The organism is Turicibacter sp. TJ11 (assembly GCF_021497505.1).
GTDB lineage: Bacteria > Bacillota_I > Bacilli_A > MOL361 > Turicibacteraceae > Turicibacter.
The window spans coordinates 1,818,863-1,836,727 of record NZ_CP069349.1 but is presented as its reverse complement, the minus strand read 5'-3'; the positions used below and the strand labels follow the sequence as shown (position 1 = coordinate 1,836,727).

The following is a 17,865-nucleotide window of genomic DNA, read 5'->3' as shown; positions in this document are numbered from 1 at the left end:
ATGGTTGATGAATTGCAAGCTAATATTAATCATAATTTAACTGTTTCTTAACAGAAAATTAATATTCAAATCATTCATTTATATTAAAATTAGTTTATCAAGAAGACAGAGGAAGTCATGGAGGAATGAAGATTATGAAAAAATTATTAAGTTTAGCTGCAGTAGCAGCAGTGACATTTTCAATGACAGCTTGTGGATCAAGCAATCAAAATTCAGAGCAAACCAATCAAACGGAGGTCGTTCAAGGGGCGATTGACGTCGTTAGTCGCGAGGCGAGTTCCGGAACACGTTCAGCATTTGAAGAAATCATCGGATTTAATGGAGAAGACCAAGAACCATTAACAGCTAATGCGACGATCAAAGATGGAAATGGCGTGGTAGCCACTTACGTAGCGGGAAATGATGCTTCAATTGGATACGTTTCGTTTGTAACCTTAGAAGAAAATCATGATAAAATTAAAGGATTAACGGTTGAAGGGGTAGAACCAACGGCTCAAAATGTTTTAGATGGAACATACGCTGTCTCACGTCCATTTGAAATGGTGTATATGGAAGAAAATATAACAGATGTTGAACGAGCATTTATTGAGTTTACTTCATCATTAGATGGATTAGAAATCTTAGAATCAAAAGGAACGATCGTTGATACAGAAAATGCTGAAGTTTTTGATGTGACAAAATATGAAAACTTATCTGGAAATATTATTATGGGAGGTTCAACTTCAACAGAAGAGGCTGTTAAAGAATTAGCAAAAGAATTTACAGCTTTATTCCCGAATGTTACTTATACATATGATGCAACGGGTTCAGGAACAGGAGTAAAAAATGCCATTGATGGAACTTATACACTAGGATTTGCTTCTCGTGAAATTAAAGAGTCTGAATTAGAGTCAGGACTAGAAGTAACAACATTATGTAAAGATGGAATTGCAGTCGTAGTCAATCCATCAAATGAGGTTTCAGATATTACTAAAGATCAAATTAAAAATATTTATACTGGAAATATTAATGAGTGGTCAGAATTAGATCAATAAAGATAAAAAAATCATCAACTATGTTGGTGATTTTTTTATGTAAAGAACAGAGATGACATTAGTTTTTGGATGCTAAAAAAGAAATGTTAAGAAATTGTTAACAACCGTTAATTTTCTGTTAATAAACCAGTGTTTTTCAAGTTGAGGTGCTACAATGACGATATAACGAAATAGTATTGATCAATTTGAAATAAAACGAGGTGTTTGGTATGAAAAAAGACATGACGCTCAATCGTAAACGCGTGTTTTTAGAGAAATTTTTTCATGGGTTATTTCTAATGGCGGCACTTTTTGCTGTTCTTAGTGTCTCATTAATTATTATTTTTATTTTTGGAAAAGGATTATCACCCTTTATTCCAAGTAATCAATTCGGAACGTATCCTTTATTAGATTTTCTGACCGGATTAAAGTGGACCCCTCAAAGCGGAGAGTACGGAATTGGGTATATGATTATTAGCTCGATTTTAGCGACACTTGGAGCTATTTTAATTGGAGTTCCAATTGCGATTTTAACTTCTGTATTTATTGCAGAAGTGGCCCCTAAACCATTAGCCAATCTTGTTCGTCCAGCTATTGAATTATTAGCAGCGATTCCATCCGTTTTATACGGAGTTTTTGGTTTTGCTGTTATTACACCGTTAGTTAAGCAAATTTCACCTTATCCGTCGGGAGATTCATTGTTAGCCGTCATCATCGTCTTAACCATTATGATTTTACCGACGATTGTAGCGGTTGTTGAAACAGCTATTCGTGCTGTTCCCAAAAGCTATAAAGAGGGGTCATTAGCTTTAGGAGCATCAAAAATGCAAACGATCTTTAAAGTTGTTTTACCAGCAGCGAAATCAGGGATTTTAACTGGAGTGATTTTAGGGATTGGACGTGCGATTGGAGAAACAATGGCAGTTATTTTAGTAGCGGGGAATCCAGAGTCAGGACTTCCGAAAACGATTTTTGATCACGTCCGTTTATTAACAACAAATATTGCTTTAGAACAAGGATATGCAGCTGAACTTCATGAACAAATGTTATTTTCAACAGCTGTTGTTCTATTCATCTTTATTATGATCATTAATTTAGTCTTATCACGTATTCAAAAAAAGGCAGGTGATCGTTAATGTCTCGAAAATTAAAAGATAACTTATTAACAGGTCTTATTTGGCTATCAGCCGCTTTTTCCGTTGGAATTTTAATTATGATTATTGTCTTTATTTTTTCAAACGGATGGTCAAAAATTTCATGGGACTTTTTATTAAATAATTATGAGTCACAAACTCAATATGTCAATATTAGCAGTGATCAATCATATATCGCACCAAGTTCATTATCAAGTGATGCATTATTTTCAGAAAATTTAGGAATTGCGATTGAAGCAAATGAGGATGGCTACGAGGTCATTTGGATTGATGAAAATTCTCCTGTAAAGCTTGCAAAAAATAACGCAGGCGAAGCATTTCCAATTAAAAAAGGATATCAACTAGAACAAGTTAACAGTGATTCATCCAGGTTAAAAATTAATCATAAGACTAAAGGTAGCGAAATTATCGAAGTTTTAAATGAAAGTGATGATTTAACGATTAAAGTCGTTTCACCTGGTGGGGGGATTTTCCCAATGATTATTTCAACCTTAATGTTAATTTTAGTTGCTTTATTGTTCTCAGCACCGGTGGGGGTATTAGCAGCTATTTATCTAGTTGAATATGCGAAACCAGGAAAGTTAGTGAATATGATTCGCTTTGCTACTGAGGTTTTATCAGGAATTCCTTCCGTTGTCTATGGATTGTTTGGAATGTTAATCTTTGCAAATACACTAAAGCTTGGTATGTCTATTTTATCTGGGGGATTAACTTTAATGATTTTATTATTACCAACGATGATGCGTACAACAGAGGAAGCTTTAAAAGCAGTTCCTGTTAGCTATCGAGAAGCATCATATGGACTAGGTGCCAATAAAATTCAAACGTTATCTAAAGTGATTTTACCAAGCGCTATTCCAGGTATCTTAGTCGGAGTGATCTTATCCATTGGGCGTACGATTGGAGAATCTGCAGCCTTATTATTCACCGTTGGAACATTTGCTAAGCTACCGATTAATCCAACAAGTGGTAATTTATCGTTATTTGAAACAGGAACCTCATTAACAGTACGTGCCTATGTTGAAGTTAAAGAATCAGGTAACATTGAAATGGCAGCAGCGATCGGAATTGTTATTCTGATGATTGTTTTTACTTTAAATTTAATCTCACGTTTAATTTCTAAAAAATTCAGTAAAGCAAACTACTAGGAGAGTGAAACGGAATGCAACATAAATTCAACGTCACAGATTTAAATCTTTTTTATGGGAACTTCCAAGCCTTACATCACATCAATATAGAAATTCCACAGCGTCAAGTGACAGCTTTTATTGGACCATCAGGGTGTGGGAAATCAACGTTTTTACGTACATTAAATCGCATGAATGATCTAATTGAAACGGTCAAAATTACAGGAAGTGTCACATTAGATGGGGATGATATTTATTCAGACATTGATGTGATGAAATTACGTACACGTGTCGGAATGGTATTTCAAAAACCTAATCCTTTTCCGATGAGTATTTATGACAATATCGCTTACGGACCACGTTGCCAAGGAATTAAAGATAAGAAAAAATTAGATGAGATTGTGGAAAAGTCACTTCGTGGAGCGGCCTTATGGAATGAAGTCAAAGATCGTTTAAATAAATCAGCCATGGGATTATCAGGAGGACAACAGCAACGTTTATGCATCGCTCGTGCCATTGCCATGGAACCAGAAGTCATTCTTATGGATGAACCGACATCAGCCTTAGATCCAATTGCTACTCAAAAAGTTGAAGAGTTAATTCAACAATTAAAAGAAAAATACACAATTGTTATTGTCACTCACTCAATGCAACAAGCCGCACGTATCTCGGACAAAACGGCATTCTTCTTAATGGGAGAGCTCATTGAATTTGATGATACAGATAAAATATTCACTAATCCAAAAGATAAGCGAACAGAGGACTATATTACCGGTAGATTCGGATAGTATTGGAGGGGAATTGGAATGAAAAAGACAAAATTAGAAACCGATTATGAAGCCTTACTTCAAGGTGTGGAAAAATTATCAAACTTAACCGTTCAGTCTTATGAAAACACATTAAAAGCATTAAAAACATTAGACTTAGAAGTTGCTTTACAAATCATTAAACAAGATCAAGACATTGATGACTTACAAGAAGATATTACGGAAGAAGCTACAATTTTTATTATTCGTCAGCAACCAGTAGCAAGTGATTTACGTAAAATTTTAATGGTCATGCGACTAGCAACTGAGTACGAACGAATTGCTGATTACACCAAAAACTTAGCTGAATATATCATCTTAATTAAACAAAATGAATCACTTGAACACTATGAGAAAAACGTTGATAAACTTGTCCACATGTTAGAACTTGTGATTCAAATGTTAAAACTTGTGATGGAAGGCTTAAGAGAAGAAGATAAAACAAAAATTAAAGAGGCGGCTGACATGGATAAGCAAGTCGATGAAGTGTATAATGAACTTCTTGCGTCTTTAATTACTCACATTCAGGTAGTTGACGGAAAAGTTTTTGGAACGGCATATGCTATCTTAATTAATAAGTACATTGAACGAGCAGGAGATCACATCACAAATATTGCAGAAGAAATCTTATATGCTCTAAAAGGACGTCGCTATCACCTAAATTAAAATAAAACGCGTAGAATGATCTACGCGTTTTATTTTTGAATCCAATTAGTCTATATTAAAAAATTCAAGCTAGACTAATAATAAGTTTGTTTTTCTTCAAGATTTTTTAGATGATCAACAATCTAATTAAGGATAATATACATGACAGCTGTTAAACCTAAAAAGTAAGTAACATTAAGGATTAAACGAATAAAATCTTTCACTGTTTATAAATGGATTAAAACCAGGGGAACTAAAACAAGAAGATAAAAAAGTTTATTTGAATCATAAATATGTAACAAGTCGTCATACAAGGTCAATAATTATGATATAATCAAGGTAATTTTCAAACTAGAGAGTAGGAGTTTTCTTATGTCTTATCATGCATTATACCGCGCTCATCGTCCTCAAAAATTTAGTGATGTCGTAGGACAAAAACATATTGTAAGAACGATACAAAATGCTCTTAAACACGAGCGCTTATCACATGCATATTTATTCTGTGGGCCACGAGGAACAGGAAAAACGTCTATTGCAAAAATTATTGCAAAAGCTGTTAACTGTATAAATTACCCTACGGCTGAACCGTGTAATGAATGTGTAAACTGTACAACAATTACAAACGGATCCAATTCTGATGTTTTTGAAATTGACGCAGCAAGTAATAACGGCGTCGATGAAATCCGTGAAATTAGAGACAAAGTTAAATATGCTCCGACGATGGGGCGTTACAAAGTATATATTATAGATGAAGTCCATATGTTATCAACAGGTGCCTTCAATGCGCTGTTAAAAACATTAGAAGAACCGCCTAAGCATGTGATCTTTATCTTAGCTACAACAGAACCACATAAAATTCCCCCAACTATTATTTCTCGTTGTCAGCGATTTGATTTTAAACAAATATCAACTAAAGAAATTTATCAACATCTGATCGAGATTGTGAAACAACAAAATCTAGATTATGAAGAGGCGGCCATTCAACTCGTTTCAGAATTAGCTGAAGGTGGAATGCGTGATGCCTTAAGCTTACTTGATCAAGTTATTTCATATTCAGATGATAAAATCATATTAGATGATGTACATGCTTTAAGCGGGACGATTGCTAGTCATCAATTACTACAGATTATTAAAGGAATTGAGAACCTAGATTTTTCTAATGTCATTGATTTAATTAAGGATATGACAGAAAACGGAAAAGAGCCTAGTCGAATCATTGATGGACTCATTTCTGTTTATCGAGATTTACTTGTTTATCAAAAATCTAAAATTTTAAAATCAAACTTGTTAATGAATGATCCAATGTTTGAAGAGTTAGTTGAAAGTTTAAAATCAAATGATGTCATCAACTACTTATTTAAATTAAATAAATTGCAATCAGAACTTAGATATTCTAATCATCCTGAATTAATGCTTGAAGTTGGATTATTAAGCTTAGTAGATGGAAACGATGAATCAGCAAGTCATAAAGATTATGAAACAGAGATTAGCGACTTGAAACAAGAAGTGACCTTATTAAAACGACTCGTAAAAAAACTCGAACAAACACCGACAGTAAGAGTAGAAGAGCCTTCAATCACTAAAACAGACACGCAGTATAAAATGAATTTATTTAGTGAGCCAGAAGTAGTAGAGTTAAAACTACCAAAAGAACCGGAGCGTATTATCTTACCTGAACATGTAACAAAAGAAATGTTAACGATTGAACAAATCTTATCGAAGGCGACCAAAGAAGCTCGTGATCGTGTTTTAAGTAAATGGTCACAAATTAGCCCGCTTTCAATGCCAGAATATAAAGAAGTTGTTGCTTTATTACAGGATGGACAAGTGGTGGCAGCTTCAGATGAAGGATTCATTTTAACGTATAAACATGAACCTGGTTGTAAACGATTATTAAGAGAAGATAATCGTAAGGTTGCAGAACAAATTGTGGATTATTTATTTGATGCATCTTATCCGTTCACTGTAATGCCAGAAGCTTTTTGGTTAGAACAACGCCAAAGTTATCTTGAACAAAAAAAACGTGGAGAAGAACCACGCTTAAAACAATATAGTCAGGATATTAAAAATGTGATAAATTATAATGAGGAAAGCCAAACTAAGGATAATAGCTTTGTTAATAATATCGTAGAAATGTATGGAGCGGACTTAGTAAATATAATCGATGAATAGGAGTAGTGAAGAAGTATGAACCCAATGATGATGAAAAAAATTCAAAAAATGCAACGTGACATGGTGAAAGCACAACAAGAGATTGAACAATCAGTATTTACAGGAACTGCAGCTGGTGGAATGGTTACAGTTGAAGCAACAGGAACAAAACAAATTAATAAAATTAATATTAATCCATCTGTTGTTGATCCAGAAGATGTTGAAATGTTAGAAGACATTATTTTATTAGCTTTAAATGACGCATTACGTCAAGTTGATGAAAAAACTGAATCAACAATGGGTCAATTTACAAAAGGGATGAACATCCCAGGATTATTCTAAGGAGATATCATGCAATATCCACAACCAATTACAAAACTAATTGAAAGTTTTAGTAAACTACCTGGAATAGGAAATAAAACAGCCGAAAGATTAGCCTTTCATGTTATCAGTTCAATGAAAGAAGATGATGCTACTACATTTGCTAAAGCATTAATTGATAGTAAACGTCAGTTGTTTAAATGCCCGATTTGCGGTCATATTACAGATACTGATCCTTGTGGTATTTGTGCCGATCAACATAGAGATCGCTCAATCATCGCTGTGGTACAAGATCCTAAAGATGTTATCGCCATTGAACGTATGAGAGGATTTAAAGGATTATATCATGTGTTAAATGGTGTTCTTTCACCGCTAGATGGAATGGGACCAGAAGATATCGGGATTCCTGCATTAATTGAACGATTAAAAGATGAAAATATAAAAGAGTTAATTCTAGCATTAAGTGCAACGCTTGAAGGAGATGCTACGTCACAGTACATTGCTAAACTTTTAAAAAATACAGATGTTAAAGTGACGCGTATTGCACGCGGATTAGAAATGGGACGTTCAATCGAATATGCCGATGAAGTCACGTTAATTCGAGCGCTAGAAGGACGTAGAGAATTATTCTAGGAAAAAATAGTTACTGTATTAAGCAGTAACTATTTTTTTATTTTATTAACTATATTCTCCCGCTGATTTGAGTTATATCACGCCTTAGCCTTGCATATGATTTCAAATAGGAAGGGAGGTGACTTGTTATAAAGCATTGTGTTTTATAACAGCATTATGAAATTAATCGGATGGTTGATCAAACGTTTTATTATAGGAGTATTTGCGCTATATCTATTTAATATTGTAGGAGTTTACTTTAGTGCATCAGTTCCTCTCAATTACATTACTTCGTTTATAACAGGTACCTTAGGAATCCCAGGATTTATTTTGGTTTATGTTTTAACTAAAATAGTTTTAGTTTAAAGGGACTGTCTCAAAATAGATGGCCCTTGAATTAAAAATCTAAAAGATACAAAAAAAGGCAGTCCCATTCGGGACTGCTTTTTTGTATACTTTTTTTATGCGTAATCAAGAAAATATACATCAAGATTATACAACTTATTCAGCTGGATATCAACTCTCTTTAACGATGGATATTCAAGTTTATATTCCACCTCATGATCCTGTACGTTTGCTTAATCAATTATTGGAGGGATTAGATGATAAAAAATTATTAGGCACTTACTCTGATAAAGGGAGAAATTCTGTCGTACCACCGGTGATCATGTTTAAGATTTTAATTTACGCGTACATGAATCGCTCTTTTTCTTCACGAGAAATTCAGCGACTTTGTCAACGGGATATTCATTTCATCTGGTTATTAAATGGATATCCAGCGCCTAGCCATCATACGATTAATCGATTTAGAAAACATCATTTAAGCGATGGTGTCATGGAAGATTTATTTGATCAATTCATTGAGTGTCTTCACACCTTAGATGAAATTCATTTTAAGAACCTATTTATTGATGGAACAAAAGTTGAAGCCAATGCCAATCGCTATTCGTTTATTTGGTTAAAATCAGTGACTAAAAATGAAGCGAAGCTCCAGGTCAAAATAGAAAAACTCCTTCAACAAGTGAATGACAGCTATCTCACTTCCTATTCATTTGATGTTAAGAATCCATTACCTGTGTTAGAGGCTTGTTTATTGAATTTAAAAGAAAAAGTCATCGAACAATCTCTTGAATTTGTTTATGGGAAAGGGAAGCGAAAAACAGAGCTTCAACGTCAGATTGAAACACTTGAAGCATTCATAGAGAAACAAATCATTTACTTGGACTATCAAAAAATGATCGGTTCAACCCGCTCAAGTTGTTCAAAAACAGATCCGGATGCCACCTTCATGCGAATGAAAGAAGATCACATGAAAAATGGGCAACTCAAACCTGGGTATAATGTCCAGATTGGAGTTGAGGCCGAGTATATCGTAGGTGTGGGCGTTTTTCAGTCAGCTAACGATGTCCCCACACTCATTCCATTTTTAGATTCCCTGAAAGGTCGGCTTTCCAGAACGTTTAAACAAATCATTGCGGATGCTGGATATGAAAGTGAAGAAAATTATGCTTATTTGAAGGAAAACCATCAAAAAGGTTTCATTAAGCCCCTCAACTATGAAACCTCAAAAACAAGAAAATATAAAGCTCAACTGGGGAAACGAGAAAACATGACGTACGATGAACTCAACGATACCTATACGTGCGCAAATGGCAGAACGTTAAAACCGATCGAAGTTAAAATTCGAGAAAGTCAGACCGGTTATCGAAAAGAAGTCACGATTTATGAATGTGAAACCTGCCAAGATTGTCCTTTGCGTTTAAAATGTACAAAAGCGAAAGAAGGAAACTCAAAACGATTGGAAGTGTCTAAAAAAATGCTTTCGCTAAGAACAGAGTCCCTTAAAAATATCCAAAGTGAAGAAGGGATTCTGTTAAGAAAGAATCGTTCGATTCAAGTCGAAGGTGCTTTTGGCGTGTTAAAACAAGATTACGGCTTCAGAAAATTTTTAACCCGTGGAAAAATTCAGGTCACAGTCGAACTATTGCTTCTATGTTTTGGATATAATGTACAAAAATTACATAACAAAATTCAAAGCCATCGTTGCGGACAACAACTTCATCCAGGGAAAGTGGCTTAAAAAATCAGAATAGACTGTCGTTTTGAAGGAAAGAAACGTCCTTCTTTTCGTCGTGCTTAAAATTAAGTCTAACCCATAAAATTAAATTTACAGACTGATTTTTTTACGATGAATAGCCAAAAAAAGGAGCATGTCGCTCCATGACTATAAAATTTTAGTCATTTTGATACAGCCCCTTTTTCTATATAAAGAACCAAAAATTGATTATTCATATCCTTTAGTGATGATGATATAATCAAGAAGTAAATAATGAAAAATTCAAGGTTAAAAGATAAAGTAATTATTTTAAGTTTAATATCGAAAGTTGAGATTAAATTGTCTAGAAAAAAGAATAATTATTTCTAAAAACACTTGAAAAAAGTAAGACTATGGGGTAAAATATCTAACGGTACATTTTCTTTATTTTCACAAGAAAATTTGAGCCCCAGCGAATTTTCATATGAAAAATAACTTAAGCGAAAGAAGTAGGAGGCAGGACAATGCGTACAACATTTATGCAAAAATCTCATGAAGTAGATCGTAAATGGTTTGTTGTAGACGCTGCAGATAAAACTTTAGGACGTTTATCTACAGAAGTTGCAACACTTTTACGTGGAAAACATAAACCAACTTTCACACCACACGTTGATTGTGGAGACTATGTGATCGTTATCAATGCTGATAAAATCACTTTAACAGGAAATAAATTAGAAAACAAATTATACTACCGTCACTCAGGATACCAAGGTGGATTAACAGTTCGTACTGCAAAACAAATGCGCGAAAATACACCAGAGCGTATGTTAGAGTTATCTATCAAAGGTATGTTACCAAAAGGACGTTTAGGACGTGCAATGGGTAAAAAATTATTTGTTTATGCTGGATCTGAGCATCCACATGCAGCACAAAAACCTGAAGTTTACGAACTTCGTGGATAATTAAGAGGGAGGTAACACTATATGACAGTACAATACTTAGGAACTGGTCGTCGTAAAAGCTCAGTTGCACGTGTACGTTTAGTACCTGGAACTGGAAAAGTAATTATCAACGGTCGCGAATTTGAAGATTATATTCCTTCTGCAGCAACTCGTTTAGATATCATGCAACCATTAACATTAACTGAAACAACTAATCAATATGATGTATTAGTAAACGTTAACGGTGGAGGTTTAACAGGACAAGCTGGAGCTATCCGTTTAGGAATCTCTCGTGCATTATTAGAAGTTGACGCTGAATACCGTGCAACTTTAAAACCTATGGGATTATTAACTCGTGATTCACGTGCTAAAGAACGTAAAAAATACGGACTTAAAGCTGCTCGTCGTGCACCACAGTTCTCAAAACGTTAATTTTATTATTGGAACCACATTTGTGGTTCCTTTTTTTTATTATCGAAAGTGCCTGTAAAGTTAGATGGTGTAATGAAATATCGGTAAGAACTAAGAGAGATAAATTCTAATTTAGTGATATATGTTTTTGAGGTTTGAATTAGCCCCTACATAGAGGTTTATAATTAACATAGAGTAATCTTAAGAGAAGTAGTAATGGGGAATGGCCGGTTAGAAGTAAATTTAATCTTAATATAAGCATTAAAATGAGAAAGATAAACATATTCGTTGATCTAGTAATAAAAAAAATTCAATGAAGTGTAAAAAAATAAAAATAACTGTTGACGATGAAAAAATGTAATGATATTATATTTAAGTCGCCAAGAGCGATAAATAAAAAATAACAGAAATCGAAAAGATTTCAAAAAAAAGTTTAAAAAGTGTTTGACAGAAAAAGTGAGACATGATAAACTAATAAAGTCGCCAAGAGCGATAAACAAAAACAATAGAAATCAAAAAGATTTTTAAAAAAAGTTTAAAAAAGTGTTTGACAGAAAAAGTGAGACATGATAAACTAATAAAGTCGCCAAAACAAGGTGATGAGAAGTTCTTTGAAAACTAAACAGAACGTCAAGAAACATTTACTTTTAAGATAAAGTTTCGAACAGAAGCTTAGGATAAAAACAAACATTTAATATGGAGAGTTTGATCCTGGCTCAGGATGAACGCTGGCGGCGTGCCTAATACATGCAAGTCGAGCGAACCACTTCGGTGGTGAGCGGCGAACGGGTGAGTAACACGTAGGTCATCTGCCCATCAGACGGGGACAACGATTGGAAACGATCGCTAATACCGGATAGGACGAAAGTTTAAAGGTGCTCCTGGCACCGCTGATGGATGAGCCTGCGGCGCATTAGCTAGTTGGTAGGGTAACGGCCTACCAAGGCGACGATGCGTAGCCGACCTGAGAGGGTGAACGGCCACACTGGGACTGAGACACGGCCCAGACTCCTACGGGAGGCAGCAGTAGGGAATCTTCGGCAATGGGCGAAAGCCTGACCGAGCAACGCCGCGTGAATGATGAAGGCCTTCGGGTTGTAAAATTCTGTTATAAGGGAAGAACGACTTTAGTAGGAAATGGCTAGAGTGTGACGGTACCTTATGAGAAAGCCACGGCTAACTACGTGCCAGCAGCCGCGGTAATACGTAGGTGGCGAGCGTTATCCGGAATTATTGGGCGTAAAGAGCGCGCAGGTGGTTGATTAAGTCTGATGTGAAAGCCCACGGCTTAACCGTGGAGGGTCATTGGAAACTGGTCAACTTGAGTGCAGAAGAGGGAAGTGGAATTCCATGTGTAGCGGTGAAATGCGTAGAGATATGGAGGAACACCAGTGGCGAAGGCGGCTTCCTGGTCTGTAACTGACACTGAGGCGCGAAAGCGTGGGGAGCAAACAGGATTAGATACCCTGGTAGTCCACGCCGTAAACGATGAGTGCTAAGTGTTGGGGGTCGAACCTCAGTGCTGAAGTTAACGCATTAAGCACTCCGCCTGGGGAGTACGGTCGCAAGACTGAAACTCAAAGGAATTGACGGGGACCCGCACAAGCGGTGGAGCATGTGGTTTAATTCGAAGCAACGCGAAGAACCTTACCAGGTCTTGACATACCGTTGACCGTCCTAGAGATAGGATTTTCCCTTCGGGGACAATGGATACAGGTGGTGCATGGTTGTCGTCAGCTCGTGTCGTGAGATGTTGGGTTAAGTCCCGCAACGAGCGCAACCCCTGTCGTTAGTTGCCAGCATTCAGTTGGGGACTCTAACGAGACTGCCAGTGACAAACTGGAGGAAGGTGGGGATGACGTCAAATCATCATGCCCCTTATGACCTGGGCTACACACGTGCTACAATGGTTGGTACAAAGAGAAGCGAAGCGGTGACGTGGAGCAAACCTCATAAAGCCAATCTCAGTTCGGATTGTAGGCTGCAACTCGCCTACATGAAGTTGGAATCGCTAGTAATCGCGAATCAGAATGTCGCGGTGAATACGTTCCCGGGTCTTGTACACACCGCCCGTCACACCACGAGAGTTTACAACACCCGAAGTCAGTGGCCTAACCGCAAGGAGGGAGCTGCCTAAGGTGGGGTAGATGATTGGGGTGAAGTCGTAACAAGGTATCCCTACCGGAAGGTGGGGATGGATCACCTCCTTTCTATGGAGAAAGCGACGTTCTGTTTAGTTTTGGAAGAATTTCTTCCGATAAAAGAAACATGTATGGGCCTATAGCTCAGCTGGTTAGAGCGCACGCCTGATAAGCGTGAGGTCGATGGTTCGAGTCCATTTAGGCCCACCATACATGGGGACTTAGCTCAGCTGGGAGAGCGCCTGCCTTGCACGCAGGAGGTCAGGGGTTCGATCCCCCTAGTCTCCACCAAAAACGTTGATCTTTGAAAACTAGATATCTTCATTCAGAAGAAACAATCAATAGATTTAAAATAGGTTAAGTGAATAAGGGCGCACGGAGGATGCCTTGGCACTAGGAGTCGACGAAGGACGCGACAAACGGCGAAACGCCTCGGGGAGCTGTAAGTGAGCATTGATCCGGGGATATCCGAATGGGGAAACCCGCTAGTGGTGATACGCTAGCACCATCTGGTGAATACATAGCCAGATTGGAGACAGACCCAGGGAACTGAAACATCTAAGTACCTGGAGGAAAAGAAAGAAAGATCGATTCCCGTAGTAGCGGCGAGCGAAGTGGGAAGAGCCCAAACCGGACTTGTCCGGGGTTGTAGGACCTTCAGAATTGACAAATCATGATAGCCGAATGGTCTGGGAAGGCCAACCGTAGGGGGTGAGAGTCCCGTAGGTGAAATTGTGAAATGCATGGAAGGAATCCTGAGTACGGCGGGACACGTGGAATCCCGTCGGAATCAACGAGGACCATCTCGTAAGGCTAAATACTACCTAGTGACCGATAGTGAACCAGTACCGTGAGGGAAAGGTGAAAAGAACCCCGGAAGGGGAGTGAAAGAGAACCTGAAACCGTGTGCCTACAACTAGTCAGAGCCCGTTCATGGGTGATGGCGTGCCTTTTGTAGAATGAACCGGCGAGTTACGATATCGTGCGAGGTTAAGCAGAAGATGCGGAGCCGTAGCGAAAGCGAGTCTGAATAGGGCGATGAGTACGATGTTGTAGACCCGAAACCGTGTGAGCTAGCCATGAGCAGGCTGAAGGTCAGGTAACACTGACTGGAGGGCCGAACCAGGGCACGTTGAAAAGTGCTTGGATGACTTGTGGCTAGGGGTGAAATTCCAATCGAACACGGATATAGCTGGTTCTCTCCGAAATAGCTTTAGGGCTAGCCTCGATGTTAAGTCTACTGGAGGTAGAGCACTGAATGGGTGATGGCCCCACCTCGGGGTACTGATCTCAATCAAACTCCGAATGCCAGATAGATATCATCGGGAGTCAGACTGTGGGTGATAAGGTCCATGGTCAAAAGGGAAAGAGCCCAGACCGCCAGCTAAGGCCCCCAAGTGTCCGTTAAGTGGAAAAGGATGTGGAGATGCACAGACAACTAGGAGGTTGGCTTAGAAGCAGCCATCCTTTAAAGAGTGCGTAATAGCTCACTAGTCGAGTGACTCTGCGCCGAAAATGTACCGGGGCTAAACGGACCGCCGAAGCTGCGGATTGACTTTAGAGTCAGTGGTAGGAGAGCGTTCTAACAGCGGAGAAGCAGTACCGGAAGGAGCTGTGGAGCGGTTAGAAGTGAGAATGCCGGTGTGAGTAGCGAAAGATAGGTGAGAATCCTATCCATCGAAAGCCTAAGGTTTCCAGGGGAAGGCTCGTCCGCCCTGGGTAAGTCGGGACCTAAGGTGAGGCCGAAAGGCGTAGCCGATGGACAACAGGTTGATATTCCTGTACCACTTATTAAACTGATGGAGTGACGGAGAAGGCTAAGTTGAGCGTGTGAATGGATTCACGTGTAAGCAGTGAGGTGGTCATGTAGGCAAATCCGCATGGCATAACATTGAGCTGTGATGCCGAAGCCAATAGGCGAAGTCAACTGACGTCACGCTTCCAAGAAAAGCTTCTAGGGTTAATTTAGTAAGTGCCCGTACCGATAACCGACACAGGTAGGCGAGGAGAGAATCCTAAGATGAGCGAGAGAACTCTTGTTAAGGAACTCGGCAAAATGACCCCGTAACTTCGGGAGAAGGGGTGCTTGTGAAAGCAAGCCGCAGTGAATAGGCCCAGGCGACTGTTTATCAAAAACACAGGTCTCTGCTAAACCGCAAGGTGATGTATAGGGGCTGACGCCTGCCCGGTGCTGGAAGGTTAAGAGGAGAGGTTAGCGCAAGCGAAGCTTTGAATTGAAGCCCCAGTAAACGGCGGCCGTAACTATAACGGTCCTAAGGTAGCGAAATTCCTTGTCGGGTAAGTTCCGACCCGCACGAAAGGCGTAACGATCTGGGCGCTGTCTCAACAAGAGACTCGGTGAAATCATAGTACCTGTGAAGATGCAGGTTACCCGCGACAGGACGGAAAGACCCCGTGGAGCTTTACTGTAGCTTGATATTGAGCACTGGTGGCACATGTACAGGATAGGTAGGAGACGAAGAAACCAGGACGCCAGTCTTGGTGGAGTCGCTGTTGGGATACTACCCTTGTGTTACTGGGGTTCTAACCCGTGGCCCTCATCGGGTCAGGGAACAGTGTCAGGTGGGCAGTTTGACTGGGGCGGTCGCCTCCCAAAGAGTAACGGAGGCGCCCAAAGGTTCCCTCAGAATGGTTGGAAATCATTCGAAGAGTGTAAAGGCAGAAGGGAGCTTGACTGCGAGACCTACAAGTCGAGCAGGGACGAAAGTCGGGCTTAGTGATCCGGCGGTACCGAATGGAAGGGCCGTCGCTCAACGGATAAAAGCTACCCCGGGGATAACAGGCTGATCTCCCCCAAGAGTTCACATCGACGGGGAGGTTTGGCACCTCGATGTCGGCTCATCGCATCCTGGGGCTGTAGTCGGTCCCAAGGGTTGGGCTGTTCGCCCATTAAAGCGGTACGCGAGCTGGGTTCAGAACGTCGTGAGACAGTTCGGTCCCTATCCGTCGTGGGCGTAGGAAATTTGAGAGGAGCTGTCCTTAGTACGAGAGGACCGGGATGGACACACCGCTGGTGTACCAGTTGTTCTGCCAGGAGCATCGCTGGGTAGCTACGTGTGGACGGGATAAACGCTGAAAGCATCTAAGCGTGAAGCCCCCCTCAAGATGAGATTTCCCATTCGAAAGAAGTAAGATCCCTTGAAGACGACGAGGTGGATAGGTCAGGAGTGGAAGTGTGGTGACACATGGAGCGGACTGATACTAATCGATCGAGGACTTAACCAACGAAACTGAAGAAGATATCTAGTTTTGGAAGATTAACGAATCTTTCAGAGGTCTAGTGATGATGGCAAGGAGGGCACACCTGTTCCCATACCGAACACAGCAGTTAAGCTCCTTAGCGCCGAGGGTAGTACGCAAGTGCGAGAGTAGGACGTCGCTGGGCCGAATAAATGCCTCAATAGCTCAGTTGGTTAGAGCACTTGACTGTTAATCAAGGGGTCCTAGGTTCGAGTCCTAGTTGGGGCGCCATTAAATAAACTTAATGGCCCGTTGGTGAAGCGGTTTAACACACATGCCTTTCACGCATGCATACACGGGTTCGAATCCCGTACGGGTCACCATTAAGTGGAGGATTAGCTCAGCTGGGAGAGCATCTGCCTTACAAGCAGAGGGTCGGCGGTTCGAGCCCGTCATCCTCCACCATAATTAAATAACAGCCGGAATAGCTCAATTGGTAGAGCAACTGACTTGTAATCAGTAGGTTGCGGGTTCAAGTCCTGCTTCCGGCACCAGTTGGTGGGGTAGCGAAGTGGCTAAACGCGGCGGACTGTAAATCCGCTCTCTCCGAGTTCGGCGGTTCGAATCCGTCCCCCACCACCACTTAAATGATGGGCTATAGCCAAGCGGTAAGGCAACGGACTTTGACTCCGTCATGCGCTGGTTCGAATCCAGCTAGCCCAGCCAATGATGTCCTGCTAGCTCAGTTGGTAGAGCATCTGACTTTTAATCAGAGGGTCAGAGGTTCGAGTCCTCTGCAGGACACCATTTTTATGAAAAGATAAGGTGCGTGCCTTGAAATAAAAAATGCCTGGGTGGCGGAACTGGTAGACGCACAGGACTTAAAATCCTGCGGGTGGTGACACCCGTGCCGGTTCGATTCCGGCCCTAGGCACCAACTTAAAAAGCGCCCATAGCTCAATTGGATAGAGCGTTTGACTACGGATCAAAAGGTTAGGGGTTCGACTCCTCTTGGGCGCGCCATAAAACGGGAAGTGGCTCAGCTTGGTAGAGCACCTGGTTTGGGACCAGGGGGTCGCAGGTTCGAATCCTGTCTTCCCGACCATTAAAATAATATCATGGGGACTTAGCTCAGCTGGGAGAGCGCCTGCCTTGCACGCAGGAGGTCAGGGGTTCGATCCCCCTAGTCTCCACCAATTAAATTGAATAAAAGCAAACAAATCAGGCGGAGTAGCTCAACTGGCTAGAGCGTACGGTTCATACCCGTGAGGTTGGGGGTTCGAGTCCCTCCTCCGCTACCATGAGAA

The 17,865-nt window shown here is 40.0% G+C and carries 12 protein-coding genes, 14 tRNA genes and 3 rRNA genes; all 29 read left to right on the top strand.

Going from position 1 to position 17,865, the window contains the following annotated elements; genetic code table 11:
* Window positions 1–134: 134 nt before the first annotated feature.
* Window positions 135–1,034 carry a substrate-binding domain-containing protein gene (locus JRC48_RS08825; RefSeq protein ID WP_235069207.1) on the top strand — a complete coding sequence of 300 codons (900 nt, stop codon included), beginning with the start codon at window positions 135–137 and terminating at the stop codon, window positions 1,032–1,034.
* A 209-nt stretch (window positions 1,035–1,243) separates the two neighbouring features.
* Window positions 1,244–2,149 carry a phosphate ABC transporter permease subunit PstC gene (pstC, locus tag JRC48_RS08820; RefSeq protein WP_235069206.1) on the top strand — a complete coding sequence of 302 codons (906 nt, stop codon included), beginning with the start codon at window positions 1,244–1,246 and terminating at the stop codon, window positions 2,147–2,149.
* The gene (gene pstA, locus JRC48_RS08815; protein ID WP_235069205.1) at window positions 2,149–3,315 is read left to right on the top strand and encodes a phosphate ABC transporter permease PstA; all 1,167 of its coding nucleotides are present in this window, start codon (window positions 2,149–2,151) and stop codon (window positions 3,313–3,315) included. The genes pstC and pstA overlap by 1 nt, the downstream gene beginning before the upstream one ends.
* Window positions 3,316–3,329: 14 nt before the next feature.
* Window positions 3,330–4,082 (top strand): phosphate ABC transporter ATP-binding protein PstB, encoded by a 753-nt coding sequence (gene pstB, locus JRC48_RS08810; protein ID WP_235069204.1) that lies wholly within the window; start codon window positions 3,330–3,332, stop codon window positions 4,080–4,082.
* 18 nt (window positions 4,083–4,100) lie between these two features.
* Window positions 4,101–4,766, top strand: a complete 666-nt coding sequence (phoU, locus tag JRC48_RS08805; protein ID WP_235069203.1) for a phosphate signaling complex protein PhoU — start codon at window positions 4,101–4,103, stop codon at window positions 4,764–4,766.
* Between the two features lie 351 nt (window positions 4,767–5,117).
* Entirely contained in the window at window positions 5,118–6,917 is a 1,800-nt protein-coding gene (gene dnaX / locus JRC48_RS08800) for a DNA polymerase III subunit gamma/tau (protein WP_235069202.1), read from the top strand.
* Between the two features lie 15 nt (window positions 6,918–6,932).
* Window positions 6,933–7,238, top strand: coding sequence for a YbaB/EbfC family nucleoid-associated protein (locus JRC48_RS08795; RefSeq protein WP_235069201.1), 306 nt, complete (start codon window positions 6,933–6,935; stop codon window positions 7,236–7,238).
* Window positions 7,239–7,247: 9 nt separating this feature from the next.
* Window positions 7,248–7,850 carry a recombination mediator RecR gene (recR, locus tag JRC48_RS08790; protein ID WP_235069200.1) on the top strand — a complete coding sequence of 201 codons (603 nt, stop codon included), beginning with the start codon at window positions 7,248–7,250 and terminating at the stop codon, window positions 7,848–7,850.
* Window positions 7,851–8,006: 156 nt separating this feature from the next.
* The gene (locus tag JRC48_RS12785; protein ID WP_370630364.1) at window positions 8,007–8,195 is read left to right on the top strand and encodes a pro-sigmaK processing inhibitor BofA family protein; all 189 of its coding nucleotides are present in this window, start codon (window positions 8,007–8,009) and stop codon (window positions 8,193–8,195) included.
* A gap of 97 nt (window positions 8,196–8,292) precedes the next feature.
* Window positions 8,293–9,909, top strand: coding sequence for an IS1182 family transposase (locus tag JRC48_RS08785; RefSeq protein ID WP_235069199.1), 1,617 nt, complete (start codon window positions 8,293–8,295; stop codon window positions 9,907–9,909).
* 479 nt (window positions 9,910–10,388) lie between these two features.
* Window positions 10,389–10,826, top strand: coding sequence for a 50S ribosomal protein L13 (gene rplM, locus JRC48_RS08780; RefSeq protein WP_235069198.1), 438 nt, complete (start codon window positions 10,389–10,391; stop codon window positions 10,824–10,826).
* A 21-nt stretch (window positions 10,827–10,847) separates the two neighbouring features.
* Window positions 10,848–11,237 carry a 30S ribosomal protein S9 gene (gene rpsI / locus JRC48_RS08775; protein ID WP_235069197.1) on the top strand — a complete coding sequence of 130 codons (390 nt, stop codon included), beginning with the start codon at window positions 10,848–10,850 and terminating at the stop codon, window positions 11,235–11,237.
* A 672-nt stretch (window positions 11,238–11,909) separates the two neighbouring features.
* Window positions 11,910–13,426, top strand: a 16S ribosomal RNA gene (locus tag JRC48_RS08770).
* Window positions 13,427–13,490: 64 nt separating this feature from the next.
* A tRNA-Ile gene (locus JRC48_RS08765) sits at window positions 13,491–13,567 on the top strand.
* 5 nt (window positions 13,568–13,572) lie between these two features.
* Window positions 13,573–13,648: transfer RNA gene (locus tag JRC48_RS08760), tRNA-Ala, on the top strand.
* A gap of 64 nt (window positions 13,649–13,712) precedes the next feature.
* Window positions 13,713–16,603 (top strand): 23S ribosomal RNA (locus tag JRC48_RS08755).
* Window positions 16,604–16,654: 51 nt separating this feature from the next.
* Window positions 16,655–16,763 (top strand): 5S ribosomal RNA (gene rrf / locus JRC48_RS08750).
* Together the 16S, 23S and 5S rRNA genes with 14 tRNA genes alongside form the textbook arrangement of a ribosomal RNA operon.
* A 9-nt stretch (window positions 16,764–16,772) precedes the next feature.
* Window positions 16,773–16,849, top strand: a tRNA-Asn gene (locus tag JRC48_RS08745).
* A 15-nt stretch (window positions 16,850–16,864) separates the two neighbouring features.
* Window positions 16,865–16,941 (top strand) — tRNA-Glu (locus JRC48_RS08740).
* Between the two features lie 6 nt (window positions 16,942–16,947).
* A tRNA-Val gene (locus JRC48_RS08735) sits at window positions 16,948–17,023 on the top strand.
* Between the two features lie 13 nt (window positions 17,024–17,036).
* Window positions 17,037–17,112: transfer RNA gene (locus JRC48_RS08730), tRNA-Thr, on the top strand.
* Window positions 17,113–17,115: 3 nt separating this feature from the next.
* Window positions 17,116–17,200: transfer RNA gene (locus tag JRC48_RS08725), tRNA-Tyr, on the top strand.
* A gap of 9 nt (window positions 17,201–17,209) precedes the next feature.
* Window positions 17,210–17,284: transfer RNA gene (locus tag JRC48_RS08720), tRNA-Gln, on the top strand.
* 5 nt (window positions 17,285–17,289) lie between these two features.
* Window positions 17,290–17,365 (top strand) — tRNA-Lys (locus JRC48_RS08715).
* A gap of 41 nt (window positions 17,366–17,406) precedes the next feature.
* Window positions 17,407–17,495 (top strand) — tRNA-Leu (locus JRC48_RS08710).
* 9 nt (window positions 17,496–17,504) lie between these two features.
* A tRNA-Arg gene (locus tag JRC48_RS08705) sits at window positions 17,505–17,581 on the top strand.
* Window positions 17,582–17,586: 5 nt separating this feature from the next.
* Window positions 17,587–17,663: transfer RNA gene (locus tag JRC48_RS08700), tRNA-Pro, on the top strand.
* A gap of 15 nt (window positions 17,664–17,678) precedes the next feature.
* A tRNA-Ala gene (locus JRC48_RS08695) sits at window positions 17,679–17,754 on the top strand.
* 28 nt (window positions 17,755–17,782) lie between these two features.
* Window positions 17,783–17,859, top strand: a tRNA-Met gene (locus tag JRC48_RS08690).
* The last annotated feature ends 6 nt before the right edge of the window (window positions 17,860–17,865 follow it).